The organism is Pseudomonas sp. MWU12-2319 (assembly GCF_023242525.1).
In the GTDB taxonomy this organism is placed as follows: Bacteria; Pseudomonadota; Gammaproteobacteria; order Pseudomonadales; family Pseudomonadaceae; genus Aquipseudomonas; species Aquipseudomonas gingeri_D.
Window position 1 is genome coordinate 194,932 of record NZ_JALJES010000009.1, and the last position, 14,910, is coordinate 209,841.

10 protein-coding genes are annotated in these 14,910 nt (G+C 61.4%); 5 read left to right on the forward strand and 5 right to left on the reverse strand.

What is annotated here, in order from left to right:
• Positions 1 to 3: 3 nt before the first annotated feature.
• Genes M5C01_RS16620 through M5C01_RS16630 form a run of 3 tightly spaced genes read right to left on the reverse strand, consistent with a single transcriptional unit; the run spans position 4 to position 3,931 of the window.
• Positions 4 to 1,584: an aldehyde dehydrogenase (NADP(+)) gene (locus M5C01_RS16620; protein WP_152740332.1), complete on the reverse strand. Its 1,581-nt coding sequence runs from the start codon at positions 1,582 to 1,584 to the stop codon at positions 4 to 6.
• A 10-nt stretch (positions 1,585 to 1,594) separates the two neighbouring features.
• Positions 1,595 to 2,587, reverse strand: coding sequence for an AraD1 family protein (araD1, locus tag M5C01_RS16625; protein ID WP_152740331.1), 993 nt, complete (start codon positions 2,585 to 2,587; stop codon positions 1,595 to 1,597).
• Positions 2,588 to 2,608: 21 nt separating this feature from the next.
• The gene (locus tag M5C01_RS16630; RefSeq protein WP_152740330.1) at positions 2,609 to 3,931 is read right to left on the reverse strand and encodes an MFS transporter; all 1,323 of its coding nucleotides are present in this window, start codon (positions 3,929 to 3,931) and stop codon (positions 2,609 to 2,611) included.
• Positions 3,932 to 4,122: 191 nt separating this feature from the next.
• Here M5C01_RS16630 and M5C01_RS16635 point away from each other — a divergent pair, with 191 nt between their 5' ends.
• The 4 genes from M5C01_RS16635 to M5C01_RS16650 all read left to right on the forward strand — a co-directional run bounded on the left by M5C01_RS16635 (position 4,123) and on the right by M5C01_RS16650 (position 8,905).
• Complete coding sequence (locus tag M5C01_RS16635) at positions 4,123 to 5,859, forward strand: IlvD/Edd family dehydratase (RefSeq protein ID WP_152740329.1); 1,737 nt, start codon at positions 4,123 to 4,125, stop codon at positions 5,857 to 5,859.
• 47 nt (positions 5,860 to 5,906) lie between these two features.
• Positions 5,907 to 6,629 (forward strand): FadR/GntR family transcriptional regulator, encoded by a 723-nt coding sequence (locus tag M5C01_RS16640; protein WP_100943707.1) that lies wholly within the window; start codon positions 5,907 to 5,909, stop codon positions 6,627 to 6,629.
• Between the two features lie 385 nt (positions 6,630 to 7,014).
• A complete protein-coding gene (locus M5C01_RS16645) occupies positions 7,015 to 8,256 on the forward strand; it encodes a molybdopterin-dependent oxidoreductase (protein WP_152740328.1) in 1,242 nt (413 codons plus the stop codon).
• A 10-nt stretch (positions 8,257 to 8,266) separates the two neighbouring features.
• The gene (locus M5C01_RS16650) at positions 8,267 to 8,905 is read left to right on the forward strand and encodes a c-type cytochrome (protein ID WP_152740327.1); all 639 of its coding nucleotides are present in this window, start codon (positions 8,267 to 8,269) and stop codon (positions 8,903 to 8,905) included.
• A gap of 123 nt (positions 8,906 to 9,028) precedes the next feature.
• On the opposite strand, the gene M5C01_RS16655 is transcribed toward M5C01_RS16650, so the two are convergent.
• Positions 9,029 to 12,091, reverse strand: a complete 3,063-nt coding sequence (locus M5C01_RS16655) for an efflux RND transporter permease subunit (RefSeq protein WP_152740326.1) — start codon at positions 12,089 to 12,091, stop codon at positions 9,029 to 9,031.
• Positions 12,088 to 13,197, reverse strand: a complete 1,110-nt coding sequence (locus M5C01_RS16660) for an efflux RND transporter periplasmic adaptor subunit (protein ID WP_152740325.1) — start codon at positions 13,195 to 13,197, stop codon at positions 12,088 to 12,090. The genes M5C01_RS16655 and M5C01_RS16660 overlap by 4 nt, the downstream gene beginning before the upstream one ends.
• A 224-nt stretch (positions 13,198 to 13,421) precedes the next feature.
• Here M5C01_RS16660 and M5C01_RS16665 point away from each other — a divergent pair, with 224 nt between their 5' ends.
• Positions 13,422 to 14,882 (forward strand): efflux transporter outer membrane subunit, encoded by a 1,461-nt coding sequence (locus tag M5C01_RS16665; RefSeq protein WP_152740324.1) that lies wholly within the window; start codon positions 13,422 to 13,424, stop codon positions 14,880 to 14,882.
• The last annotated feature ends 28 nt before the right edge of the window (positions 14,883 to 14,910 follow it).

Sequence of the window (14,910 nt, forward strand, 5' to 3'; positions counted from 1 at the left end):
GCGTTACAGCGGGTCGCGCGATGGCATGCCGTCCACCAGCCGCTGAATGCGCAACGGGTTGGCGTTTTTCAACGCGTCGGGCAGCAGGTCATCGGGGTAATTCTGGAAACACACCGGGCGCAGGAAACGGTCGATGGCCAGGGTCCCGACCGAGGTGCCCCGGGCATCGGACGTCGCCGGATACGGACCGCCGTGGACCATCGAATCGCAGACCTCGACACCGGTCGGGTAGCCGTTGAGCAAGAGGCGGCCGACTTTCTGTTCCAGCAAGGGCGTCAGCTCGGCGAACTGTTCAAGGTCAGCCGCCTCGCCAATGATCGTCGCCGTGAGTTGGCCGTGCAGGCCGCCCAGGGCAGCGCTGAGTTGCGCCTGGTCGGCGACTTCGACGAACACGGTGGTCGGACCGAAGACTTCTTCCTGCAGCACCTCATCACCGTCGATCAGTAACTGAACATCAGCCTTGAACAGCTGTGGCTGCGCCTGATTACCCACTTGAGCGCTACCGGCCAAGTGTTGGATGCCCGGGTGCGCCAGCAGTTTTTCCAAGCCCTTGCCATAACTGCTCAAGGTGCCGGCATTGAGCATGGTTTGCGCCGGTTGATCGGCCATCAGCCGCGCGACCTGCTGGGTGAACGCGGTGAACGCCGGCGAGGCAATACCGATCACCAGGCCGGGGTTGGTACAGAACTGACCGCAGCCCTGCACCACCGAAGCGGTCAGGTCGCGGGCGACCGTTTCCGCTCGCACATGCAGCGCCTGGGGCAAAACGATGACCGGGTTGATACTCGACATCTCGGCAAACACCGGGATCGGTTGTGGACGTGCCGCCGCCATGTCGCACAAGGCGCGTCCGCCCTTGAGCGAGCCGGTGAAGCCCACCGCCTGGATCGCCGGGTGCTTGACCAGCGCTTCACCGACCCAGTCACCGAAGATCATATTGAACACACCCTCCGGCATACCGGTGGCCTGTGCCGCACGAATGATTGCATCGGCGACCTGCTCGGCCGTCGCCATATGACCGCCATGGGCCTTGAACACCACCGGACATCCCGCCGCCAGTGCCGCAGCGGTGTCACCGCCCGCCGTGGAAAACGCCAGGGGGAAGTTGCTGGCGCCAAACACCGCCACCGGCCCCAGACCGATGCGATATTGGCGCAGGTCCGGACGCGGCAAAGGTTGGCGATCAGGCAATGCACTGTCGATGCGCGCAGCGTAGAAATCACCGCGACGCAGCACCGTGGCAAACAGGCGCATCTGCCCGCTGGTACGACCGCGCTCGCCTTTGATACGGGCGGCGGGCAACGCGGTTTCGCGGCAGACCAGCTCGACGAAATCATCCCCCAGCGCGTCCAGCTCGTCGGCCACCGCCTCCAGGAACTGCGCACGGCGCTGCGCACTCAAGGCGCGGTAAGCCGGGTAAGCCGCCGCGGCAGCCTTGGCGGCGGCATCGACTTCTTGCGCGGTTGCCTGGTAGAAATCATGGGGCAAGACCGCACCGCTGCTGGCATCGACACTGTGCAACTTGATGGTGCCGTTGGCGCTGCGCTGGCCGCCGATATAGTTGTGGCCTGAAAACCGGGTCATGGTGATTTCCTTAAAGAGTGACGACGTTACCGGGCTCGAACACCGCGTCGACGTTGCCGACAGCATTGATCAACGGCGCGCCGAATTCGGCCTGGCTGATCTCGAACACATCGCCTGGCTGGGTACGTATACCGTCGGCGAATGACAGGGTCGCGGTGCCGAAGAAGTGGATATGCACATCGCCGGGCGTGAGGAACTGGCTGTACTTGAAATGGTGGTATTCGAGGTTTTCCAGGCTATGGCACATGTTGGCCTCGCCACTGAGGAATTCGTTTTCCCAGATCACCACACCGTTGCGCAGGATACGGCTGGTGCCGGCCAGGTGCCGGGGCAACTCCCCCACCCGCAGCTCCGGACCATAGCTGCAACTGCGCAACTTGGAGTGGGCCAGGTACAGGTAATTCTTGCGCTCCATTACGTGATCGGAGAATTCGTTGCCCACCGCAAACCCCAGGCGATAAGGCTTGCGATCAGGGCCGATGACATACAGGCCGCTGATCTCCGGCTCCTCGCCGGCGTCTTCGGCAAACGGCGGCACCGGGAACGACTGGCCGGGACGCACCACGATGCTGCCATCGCCCTTGTAGAACCATTCCGGTTGTACGCCCGCCTGTCCGGACGCCGGCTTACCGCCCTCCACGCCCCATTTGAAAATGCGCATGGTGTCGGTCATCGCACTGTCATCACCGGCCTGCTGATGCATCTTGTCCCGCGCCGAGGCACTGCCCAGGTGAGTCAATCCGGTGCCACTGACCAACATATGGGCCGGGTCCGGGTGATCCAACGGAGGCAGGACTTTCAGGTCAGCCAACAGCGCGGCGTAGTCATGGCTGTCACCCAAGCCGAGGCTTTGCACCTGCTGCTGCAAATTGACGCCCGCCTCGATGGCGGCCAGCGCCAGCTCGCGCACGCTGTGCGCGCTTCGTACTTCGCGCAAGGTGTTGCCTTCAACCACGCCTACCCGACGCTCACCGTTACGCAATTCGAACTGAACCAAACGCATGTGTCTTCTCCTGATAGTCGATTAAGTACGCGTGGCGCTGCGGGCGCTGGCAGCGAACGAGTCGGCCGGCAGCAGGTGCTTGCGCTCCAGCGCGCGGTAGACCACGCCGGTCAGCAGCAGCCCGAACACCATCACCCCGGAAAGGAAATACAACCCGGAGGCCAGGTTGCCGGTGTACTCCTTGAGCGCACCGATCACGAATGGGCCGATATAGCCGCCCAGGTTGCCCACCGAGTTGATCAACGCAATGCCCGCCGCCGCGCTGGCACCGGCGAAAAACCGCCCCGGTAGCGTCCAGAACACCGCCGTGCAGGAAAACAGCGCGAACGCCACCAGGCACAGCGCCGCCAGTTGCAGCACCGGCACATTCAGCCAGGCGCTGAGGAACAGGCCGGCCGCACCCAACACGTAAAGCACCGCCAGGTGACCGTAACGATCATTCAAGCGATCGGAACTGCGGGGAATGATCAACAGCCCGATGATGCCGAAGATATAGGGCACCGCTGAAACGAAACCAGTGGTCAGGTCACTGCCGCCAAACTGCTTGATCAAGGTCGGCAGCCACAGGCCCAGGCCGTAAATGCTCAGCGTCACCGGCAGGTAAAACAACGCCAGCAGCAACAGGCGGTGGTCTTTCAGGGCGTGCAGCGGGTTGCCGTGGCGGGTCTGGCCATAGGCCTGCAAGTCCTTGTTCAGCTCGCCGGCCAACCAGGTCTTTTCGTCCTCGCTCATCCATTTGACCTGCTTCGGGCCGTCCGGCAGATAGCGCAACACCGGCCAGGTCAGCAGAAGCGCCGGTGTGCCGATGACGATGAACAGCCACTGCCAGCCGTGCAGGCCAAGAAGGCCGTCCATCCCCAACAGGCCGCCTGAGACAGGCCCGGTGATCATCATTGCGATGGGTTGGGACAGGATAAACAGCCCGAGGATCTTGCCGCGATGGCGTACCGGGAACCACTGGGTGATGTAGTAGAGCACCCCCGGGAAAAACCCGGCTTCCGCCGCGCCGAGCAAAAAGCGCATCAGATGGAAACTGTACGGCCCTTGGACGAACGCCGTGCCGAGGGTGATGGCGCCCCAGGTCACCATGATCCGCGCGAACCAGCGCCGTGCGCCGAAGCGGTCAAGCATCAGGTTGCTCGGAATTTCAAACAGAAAGTAGCCAATAAAGAACAGACCGGCCCCCAGGCCATACGCCGCGTCACCGATGCCAACGTCGGCGCCCATGTGCAACTTGGCGAAACCCACGGCCGAGCGATCCACATAGGCGATCAGGTACAGCAGGATCAGGAAGGGGATCAGTTTCAGCGTGATACGACGTATAAGCCGCGGTTCCTGGCTCATGGATCGATCTCCGATTGTTATTTTTATAGAAGCTCGGGGGACGCCTCTCGCGGAAATCCGCCAGAGTCGCACCTCATCTGAAAACGACTATATAGTAGTACTATTTACCAAACAATGCTTCCAAACAGAAGATTTTGCGCCTATGGTTAACTACATAAAGAACATATAGTCATACAATAAGAGAAGTCGTCATGTCTGATAAAAAGCCCGCCCTACGCTCCGCCCAGTGGTTTGGTACCGCCGATAAAAACGGCTTCATGTACCGCAGTTGGATGAAGAATCAGGGCATTGCCGACCATCAGTTCCACGGCAAGCCGATCATCGGGATCTGCAACACCTGGTCGGAACTGACCCCTTGCAACGCGCATTTCCGTCAGATTGCCGAGCACGTCAAACGTGGGGTGATCGAGGCCGGCGGCTTTCCCGTGGAGTTCCCGGTGTTCTCCAACGGCGAATCGAACCTGCGCCCCACCGCCATGCTCACCCGCAACCTGGCGAGCATGGATGTGGAGGAAGCCATTCGCGGCAACCCCATCGACGGCGTGGTGCTGCTGACCGGCTGTGACAAGACCACTCCGGCGCTGCTGATGGGCGCGGCCAGTTGCGACGTCCCCGCCATCGTGGTCACCGGCGGGCCGATGCTGAACGGCAAGCACAAGGGCCAGGACATCGGCTCGGGCACCGTGGTCTGGCAGCTCAGCGAACAGGTCAAGGCCGGCACCATTACCCTGGATGACTTCCTCGCGGCCGAAGGCGGCATGTCGCGCTCGGCGGGCACCTGCAACACCATGGGCACCGCGTCGACCATGGCCTGCATGGCTGAAGCACTGGGCACTTCCCTGCCCCACAACGCGGCGATTCCGGCGGTGGATGCGCGCCGTTATGTGCTGGCACATATGTCCGGCATGCGCGCGGTGGAGATGGTGCGCGAGGACTTGAAGCTGTCGAAAATCCTCACCAGGGAAGCCTTTGAAAACGCGATCCGCGTGAATGCGGCCATCGGCGGCTCGACCAACGCCGTGATTCACTTGAAAGCCATCGCCGGACGCATCGGCGTCGAGCTCGACCTGGACGACTGGACCCGCATGGGTCGCGGCATACCGACCATCGTCGACCTGCAACCGTCGGGGCGTTTCCTGATGGAGGAGTTCTACTATGCCGGCGGCCTGCCGGCGGTGCTGCGCCGCCTCGGTGAAGCCAACCTGATCCCGCACCCCAACGCCCTGACCGTCAACGGCAGGTCCCTTGGCGACAACACCAAAGACGCGCCGATCTACGGCCGGGACGAAGTGATCCGTACCCTCGCCAACCCGATCCGCGCAGACGGCGGCATCTGCGTACTGCGCGGCAACCTGGCGCCGCTGGGTGCCGTGCTCAAGCCTTCGGCGGCCAGCCCGGAACTGATGCAGCATCGTGGCCGAGCGGTGGTGTTCGAGAACTTCGACATGTACAAGGCGCGGATCAACGACCCGGAACTGGACGTCGATGCCCATTCGATCCTGGTGATGAAGAACTGCGGGCCCAAGGGTTATCCGGGCATGGCGGAAGTCGGCAACATGGGCTTGCCGGCCAAACTGCTGGCCCAAGGGGTGACCGACATGGTGCGGATTTCCGATGCGCGCATGAGCGGCACGGCCTATGGCACGGTGGTCTTGCACGTGACACCGGAAGCCGCGGCCGGCGGGCCCTTGGCCACGGTTCGCGAAGGCGACTGGATCGAGCTCGACTGTGCCAACGGCCGCCTGCACCTGGACATCCCGGACGCCGAGCTGGCCGCGCGCATGGCGGACCTGAAGCCGCCACAGCCGTTGCTCGTCGGCGGCTATCGCCAGCTGTATATCGATCATGTGCTGCAGGCGGACCAGGGTTGCGACTTCGATTTCCTGGTGGGTTGCCGTGGGGCGGAAGTCCCGCGTCATTCCCACTAATTGCAATGATATGATGCACGGTATTTAGCCAGAGCAACCTCCTCGTTATGGATCAGCAGTCGCCCAAGCCGCGTAAGAGCATGCACGCCCAAATCGTTCAGGATTTGGGCATGCACATCGTTTCCGGACGCTTCAAGCCGGAAGAAAGACTGCCCATGGAAGCCACGCTCTGCGAAGAGTACAAAGTCAGCCGCTCGGTGTTGCGTGAGGCGACCCGCGTACTCAGCGCCAAGGGCCTGGTGTATTCCAAGCCACGGGTGGGGGCGGTGGTACGGCCTCGCGTGAAATGGCACTTGCTCGACCCCGACGTGCTGTCCTGGCTGATGCAGTCCACGCCCCATAGCGAGTTTTTCAACACCCTGGCGGGTGTACGCCGCATTCTCGAACCGGAAATTGCCGCCATGGCCGCGTCCACCGCGACCGACGAAGACATCACCACCATCGAAAATGCCTACCGGGGCATGGAGACGGCGCAGACCCACGAAGCGCTGCTGCAGGCCGACCTGGACTTCCACCGGGCCATTGCCGACGCCACGCGCAATGATTTGCTCGCCTATATGTGCAACATGCTGTCGTTGCCGCTGCGCGAATCCATCAGCATCACCAACCGCCGCCCCGATATCCAGCGCCTCAGCCTGCCCCGGCACAAGGCGATCCTCACCGCGATCAAGAACCGTGACGCCCTCGGCGCCCGGCATGCGTCGCTGGTGCAACTGGACGATACGCGCGTGGCACTGGATACGGTGATGAATGTGCTGACGCCGCTATAGTCCTGCTTGTGTGAGGCACATCTCCCTGCGGCTCCCCACCGATGCGGGGCAAGCTTGGCTGCAACTCCCTGGGGCTGCCGGCACCAGCCTCGGCACTACGAAAGAAGCACAGACTAAAATCAAAACGCGAAGGGTACGATTGGGCGAAAAATCCCAACTATAACTATAACAACGCACGTGCCAGCGTCCTCCGTCATCAACTGCCAAGTTACTGACGCCCAATGAAAAGCCGCCGCTTTGCGCGTGACGATACTGGCTGGCCCATCGAAATCGGTCAGTCAATCGAAAAACCACTTGCGCATGACATCGGATGCCTCTCCTACCTAACGGGGTATGCAGGGTGCCATCAGATGCATCTCAGTAAAAACAACAAGGAGAGAGCCGCATGAAGTTCAGTCCTGTCAATAACAGCAACCCGAGCCGCCGACGCGTTCTACGCGATGCCTTCGCCCTGGCTTTGGCGGCTTCGCCATTGGCAAACCTCGCCAAGGCAGCCGACGAAACACCGGAAGAAGTGACCTTTGCCACCGGCCCACGGCCGCTGGTGCAATACCCGCAAAAACGGCTGTTGACCCTGGTGACCACCCGCCCGCCGCACCTTGAGACGCCATTCCCCATCTTCAATGACGGGCCCATCACACCCAATGACGCTTTTTTCGTGCGCTACCACCTGGCCAATATCCCTACCAGCATTGATCCGCAGACTTACCGTTTGACGATCAAGGGCTCGGTCAACACACCGCTCTCACTTTCCCTTGCAGAACTCAAGACCCTGGTGGAACCGGTGGAAGTAGTGGCCGTCAATCAGTGTTCGGGGAACAGTCGTGGCTTCTCGATGCCGCGTGTGTTTGGGGCTCAGTTGGGTAATGGCTCAATGGGTAATGCCCGCTGGGTGGGCGTACCGCTCAAGACGGTATTGGAAAAGGCCGGTGTCAAAGCCGACGCCAGGCAAGTGACATTCCGTGGACTTGATAAGCCTGTGCTGACGAGCACACCGGAATTCATCAAGGCACTGGATATCAGCCATGCCATGGACGGCGAACCCATGATCGCCTGGTCGATGAACGGTACCGACCTGCCATTTCTCAACGGTTACCCGATACGTCTGGTGGTGCCAGGCTATTTCGGCACGTACTGGGTCAAGCACCTGAGTGAGATCGAAGTCGTCGACCACACCTACGACGGTTTTTTCATGGCCAAGGGTTACCGCGTTCCGGACAACGATTGTTTCTGCATCGCCCCCGGCACCACCGCGGCGCAAACAGTGCCGATTTCCAAGTTACCGGTACGCAGCTTCATCACCAGTCTCAAACACGGCGATGTGCTGCCGCTGAAAAAGACTGTGGAAATCAAGGGCATTGCGTTCGACAGCGGTGCTGGGGTCAACAAGGTCGAAGTGTCGATCGACGGCGGGAAAAAATGGCGCGAGGCCAAACTTGGGAAGGATCTTGGCCGTTACTCCTTCCGTGAGTGGACGCTGCCGATCACCTTTAGCAGCAAGGGCGCCACACAGTTGATGGTGCGAGCCAGCAATCGGGCGGGTGAAACGCAGCCACTGCGAGCCGACTGGAACCCGGGTGGCTATCGTCGCCACGTCGTAGAAACCAGCCATGTGACCGTTGCCTGAGGAGCCCCGCATGAAACCCATGACCACCTTACTGTGTGCCGCTCAGGTTTGTTTGGCCGCCATGGCTAGCGCAGCGCCACTCGCGATCACCTTGCCGCCCGAAACGGCCGTGCTCAAACCCAGCGCCCTGCCCGGCTACCCGTTGGCTCAGCAGAAGTGTTCCACCTGCCATTCCGCTGATTACATCAACTTCCAGCCTCCTGGCCTCAGCCTGGCACAGTGGACTGGCGAAGCCAGCAAGATGCAGCACGTGTACGGTGCTCCGATCAGCGATCTGGACGTGAATATTATCGGCGCCTATCTTGCGGTCACCTATGGTAGTGCCGATGCGAACGACGCCGATGTGCAGGCCGCTTCAAAGCCATCGGCGAGCCAGCCCCCAGCCGCGCCTGCAGCCAAAGTCGACGCCATGGCCTTGCTCCAGAGCAACTCCTGCCTGTCTTGTCACGCGGTTGATCACAAGGTCGTGGGCCCGGCGTATCAGGATGTGGCGGCCAAGTATGCCAATGACCCACAGGCACTGGCCAAGGTAATCTCCAGCATTGAGCACGGCGGCACCGGTAAATGGGGGAATATCCCGATGCCACCTTTCGCACAGTTGAGCCCGAGCGACCTGCAAACCCTGGCGACTTTCATACTGCATCAGTGAGTTCATTCCCGGCTCGACCAGGCCCGTCGTGTCTGACCCGCCGACATCGAAGATAGCCAGGGCCACGCGGCCCGACAATTCCGACGCCCGTGACTACGATTCGTTTTTGACCTTCGAGATCAATCATTGGCCCCTCTCATTATCGGGACGGATCTTGAACCAGATGGAATACATCGCAGGTAGGAACACCAGCGTCATGATGGTGCCACCGAACGTACCGCCGATCAGGGTGTAGGCCAACGTCCCCCAGAAGACCGAGTGCGTCAGAGGGATGAACGCCAGGATGGCCGCCAATGCCGTCAGTAATACCGGACGGGCCCGCTGCACGGTGGCTTCGATCACCGCATGGAAAGGAACCAGCCCGTCTTGCCCGTTGTGATGGATCTGTCCGATCAGGATCAGCGTATTGCGCATCAGGATGCCCGAAAGGGCGATCAGGCCGACCAGGGCGTTGATGCCAAACGGCTGGTTGAACACCAGCAAGGTGGGTACCACGCCGATCAGCCCAAGCGGCGCAGTGAGGAACACCATGATCATGGCCGAGATCGATCGTACCTGAACGATGATTATCAGCAACGTCAGGGCGACCATGATCGGGACCAGCGGCACGATCGCTTTGCCCGCCTTTCCCGACTCCTCGATCGCCCCCGCCTGCTCGATTCGATAGCCGTCAGGGAGGGTGTCAATGATCGGTTGCAGTTCCTTGAGGATCGCGCTCGATACGTCTGGCGGCTGCAAGTCTTCGGCAATGTCGCCACGCACGGTAATGGTCGGGGTACGATCACGTCGCCGCAGGATCGGCTCCTCCATGCGCACATCAACCTCTCCGACCTGGGACAGCGGAATACGCTGCCCCGCCGCGCCCACCAGGGTAAAACCTTCTATCTTGGCGGGATCGAGCCGAATATCACCCGCGGCGCGACCGACCACCTGCACCGAACGGATGTCCTCGCGAACCGCCGTGATCGGCGCCCCCGTGAGCAGGAACTGTAACTGCTGGGCGACGGCATTTGACGTCAGGCCTACCGCCTGCAGGCGATCCTGGTCCAGACTGAAATGCAACGTCGGCGTCAGCGACCCCCAGTCGGTATTGACGGTCCGCATCAGCGGGCTCGCCTGCATGACACCCTCGACCTGGCCTGCGATCTCACGCAATTTCGACGGGTCAGGCCCCATCACCCGGTAGGCAACAGGGAATGGCGAGTACGGCCCAAAAACAAGCTGAGTCACCCTGACACGCGCCTCTGGGGCAAGTCCCTCCGCCGCAGCCTCGCGGAGACGGAACTTGAGGACCTCGCGCGCCTCCTGGCTATCCGTCAGCACCACAATCTTCGCGAAAGACGGATCGGGGAGTTCCGGCGCCATGGCCAGATAGAAACGTGGCGCACCTTGCCCGACATACGCCGTGACGATTTTTGCCTCAGCCTGCTTTTGCAGCCAAGCCTCAATTTTGGCGGTGGTGGCGCTAGTCTGCTCGATTGAGGTGCCATACGGCATTTGCACTTCGATCAACACCTCTGGACGGTCCGAGGTCGGGAAGAACTGTTTCTTGACCAGGCCCATGCCGAGAATGGCCACGACAAAGGTACCGATCACAGTGCCGGCCACCCACCATTTACGGGCGATGACGCGGGTCAGAATCCGGCGAAAGCGGTTGTAATGAGGCGTGTTGTAGATGGCCGCGTGACCACCCTCGACTTTCTTGATGTCCGGCAACAGCTTCACGCCCAAATACGGGGTAAAGGCCACGGCGACCACCCAGGAAGCAATCAGGGCAATGCCGACGATCCAAAACATGTTGCTGGTGTACTCGCCGGCAGTCGATTGTGCGAAGCCATTGGGCATAAAGCCGATAGCCGTCACCAGCGTACCGGACAGCATCGGTGCGGCCGTATGGCTCCAGGCATACGCGGAGGCCTTGATCCGGTCGTAGCCCTCCTCCATTTTCACCACCATCATTTCGATCGCGATGATGGCATCGTCCACCAGCAGCCCGAGTGCCAGGATCAGCGAACCGAGGGTAATACGGTCGAAGTTCTTTCCGGTGGCCGCCATCACTACAAACACCACGGCCAACGTCAACGGCACAGCCGCCGCGACCACCACACCGACCCGCCAGCCCATGCTGAGAAAGCAGACAAGCATCACCACCAGCAGCGCGACGAAGAACTTGACCATGAACTCGCCGACCGCCGAGTCGATATTCACCGATTGATCGGTGACCTTGGTGAGCGTCATGCCCAGTGGCATGCCTTCATTGATCTTGGCCGTTTCCGCGTCCAGGGCCTTGCCCAGGTCCAGGCCGTTCCAACCTTCACGCATCACGACACCCAGCAACAGCGCCTCTTCGCCGTTATTGCGCACCAGGAAGGTGGCCGGATCTTCATATCCGCGCTCGACTGTCGCGACGTCCGAGAGCTTGAGCGCGCGGCCTTGAATCGCAAGGGGGGTGTCACGAATGTTCGCCAGTTTATCGAAGGCGCCCTCCACCCGCAGGACGACCTGTGGCCCTTTGGTTTCGATCGAACCAGCGGGCGTGAGCAGGTTCTGGCTGTTCAGCGCGGCGAAGATATCCTGGGGCGAGGCACCCAATGTGGCCAGCCGGTCATGGGAGAAGGAAACAAAGATGCGTTCAGCCTGCTCGCCGATGATGTTGACCTTTTTCACGCCCGCCACGTGCAACAGGCGCTGGCGCAACGACTCAGCATCACGCACCAATAGACGCTGCGGTTCGCCTTTGGCTTTGAGGGCGAACAGCGCGAATGTCACATCGGAAAACTCGTCGTTGACCATCGGCCCGATAACACCCGCCGGCAGTCTCGCGGCCTCATCGTCGAGTTTCTTGCGCGCCTGATAGAACTCCTCCTGTACTTGCGAAGGCGGCGTGCGATCGACCAACGACACCATGGTGAAAGCCAGTCCCGGGCGGGTGTAGGTTTCCGTGCGGTCGTACCATTTCAACTCTTGCAGGCGCTTTTCCAAGGGTTCTGCGACCTGATCCTGCATCTCCTGGGCCGTCGCGCCCGGCCATGCCGTGATGACGGTCAATTGCTTGACCGTGAACGGCGGGTCCTCCGCACGCCCCAGCTGGAAGAACGCCAGCGTGCCCGCGACAGCAATCAGGAAGATCAGAAACACCGTGATAGAGCGCTCGCGAACGGCGAGCGCCGATAAATTGAGGCTCATTGACGGCCCCCGGCAACCTTCACATCACCCTGTTGGGTCAACCGCACTTCCTCGCCATCGTGCAGTAGATGCGCGCCCAACCCGACAATGCGCTCGCCAACCTTGAGATCACCGGCTATTCGGGCGGCGTCGTCGCTCAAGCCCAGGACCTGAACAGGTCGCCAGCTGACTTTCGCCGGTTCGCCGGCAATGACCCACACACCCGTTCCCTTGCCCGGATCATAGACGGCAGCGATCGGAACTTGCAGGACCGGCCCTTGCGCAGAGCCTTCGGCGATTCGAAGGGTGACGGTCGAACCCAGCGGCGCATTGGCCAGCTCGCCCTCCAATACATACCGCGCCTCAAAGGTGCGTGTCATACGATCCGCCGAGTCGGAAAGCAGCCTCAGCTTCGCGGTGACCGTCCCCGAAGTATTGCCATAGAGCGTCGCCTGCGCGATGGACCCAGTGGTCGGACGCAACGTCTCTGGCAACTGCACGATGGCTTCGCGCTGCCCGGCCCGCGCCAGTCGAATCACGATTTGCCCAGGGCTGACCACCTGCCCTGGCTCGGCGAGCGTCTCTATCACAACACCGTCGGCGTCCGCGAGCAGCACGGCATAACCCGACGCATTACGGGCCACGTCAGCCTGGGCTTGCGCGGCGCTCAGTTGCGCCTTCGCGGTATCGGCTGCGGCTTTGATCTGGTCGTAGCCCGAGGCGGAAATGGCACCGGCGACAACCAGGTCGCGATAGCGAGCCTCGTCATCCGCGGTCTGTTTGGCTCGGGCTTTGGCGGCAGCGACCGCTTCCTGCTGCGCTCGTGCTTGCAACCCCAAGTCGATGGGGTCGAGACGCATGAGCGGCTGACCACGTTTGACGGCCTGACCGGTATCAACCAGACGCTCAAGTACCTTGCCTGACACCCGGAACCCCAGATCACTCTGGACACGAGCCGCCACGACGCCGGTGAAAGATCGCGCGGTGTCGGACGAACCCTGAACCTCAGAGACCCTGACCAGGGGCGCAAGCGTGCGCGGATCTTGGGCGGTGGATGAATCGCCACACGCCGCCAGGACGAGAGGCAACAAGCAAGCGGCAATGGTGATAGGTCGAAGCCGGTGCATGGGTACCCTTACTGAATGGAATAGGACTGGAGCCATATTCTCAGACTAGTGACCATAACTGTCAATGGTCACATTCAGAGTGCCAAACTGCGCAACATCAGCGGGGCCAAATGCATCAACGCCTTCTGTATCCCGTCCAGATTATTTAGTCCATGGGCGTCAATTGACAATTAGTGACCAGTATGAAATATAGTCACAATTCATTTTCGACTCAAGGAATCTCAATGCCTTCTTTGCGCCCCGTAGCTCTTTTGGTGAGCGCCAGCTTGATAGCAGGTTGCGCGGTCGGTCCGGACTACCACCGTCCGGACGCTCCGCTTCCGGACCGTTTCCTGGGCCAGCCCCTTGTCGAACAGCGACCCGCGGCGATGCCCGCCAATCTCGTGGACTGGTGGGAAGGCTTTGATGATCCGGCGCTGACCGAGTTCGTCGCCAAGGCACTCGAGCAGAACCTGGACCTGGCGCAGGCCTCGGCGCGAGTCGCGCAGGCGCGGGCGGGCCTGGGTTCGGCCAATGCCGCTTTACTACCCTCGGGCAATATCAGCGGCCAGGCTGCGCGCGCCCACCAATCAGTCGAAACCCCGCTCGGCCAGGTGCTGAATTCAACGCCTGGCTATGATCGATACGGAAGTGCTTACGAACTCAACCTCGGTGCCAGCTGGGAGGTGGACCTCTTTGGTGGCCTGCGTCGTGGACGCGAAGCAGCATTGGCCGAGTACCAGGCTTCCGAGGCGGGCGCCGCAGCCACAAGGCTGGCGGTTTCGGCGCAGACCGCCGATATCTACATCACCGTCCGAGGATTGCAGGCCCGCCTGAACATTGCGAACCAACAGGTCAAAACGCAGCAGGAACTGCTGGAGAAGGTCCAACTGCTCTACAGCAAGGGCCTCGCCGCCAGCTATCAGGTTCGCCAGACCGAGGGCACGCTGGCCCAGGTCCAAGCGACAGTGCCGGCTCTGCAGACTGGCCTGGATGCCGCAATGAATGCATTGGATATCATGTTAGGCACCCCGCCCGGCACGCATCGCACGCAACTGGCAAACGCGGGAAACATTCCTCTCGCGCCGCAGATAAAGGGCACGGGAACACCGGCCGATTTGCTGCGCCGCAGGCCAGACCTCATCGTGGCCGAACGCCACCTCGCGGCCTCCAATGCGCGCATCGCAGAGGCAGTTGCCGAGTACTACCCCAAATTCTCCCTCAGCGCATTGCTGGGCAGCGCCACCTCCGTATCCGGCGGCAATCTTTTCAGCAACGGCGCCAGCCAGTCGGCGGGCACATTAGGTCTGCGCTGGAGACTCTTCGACTTTGGCCGCATCAACGCCCAAATCGATCAAGCCAAGGGACAGGAAGCCGAAGCCCTCGCCGCATACCGCCAGTCCGTACTGCGCGCCACCGAGGACGTTGAGAACGCATTCTCCGCACTGGTGAATCGAGAGGCCCAGACAACCACCCTCACCCGGGGCGAAGCGTCGTTGGCACAGGCGCAGCAGTCGTCGTTCATTGCCTATCAGAAAGGCACGGCCAGCCTGATCGATGTTCTGACTGCCGACGAGACACTGCTGCAAGCCTCAGATGCCAGGGCGCAAGCGCGAACGGAATCGGCACGGGCGGCGGTCGCTGCATTCAGGGCCCTGGGGGGTGGCTGGCAACCGCCAGAAACCAAACCGGTGGCCAGTCGCTGAGTTGATCAGCCCCGGCAGTTCTTCATAC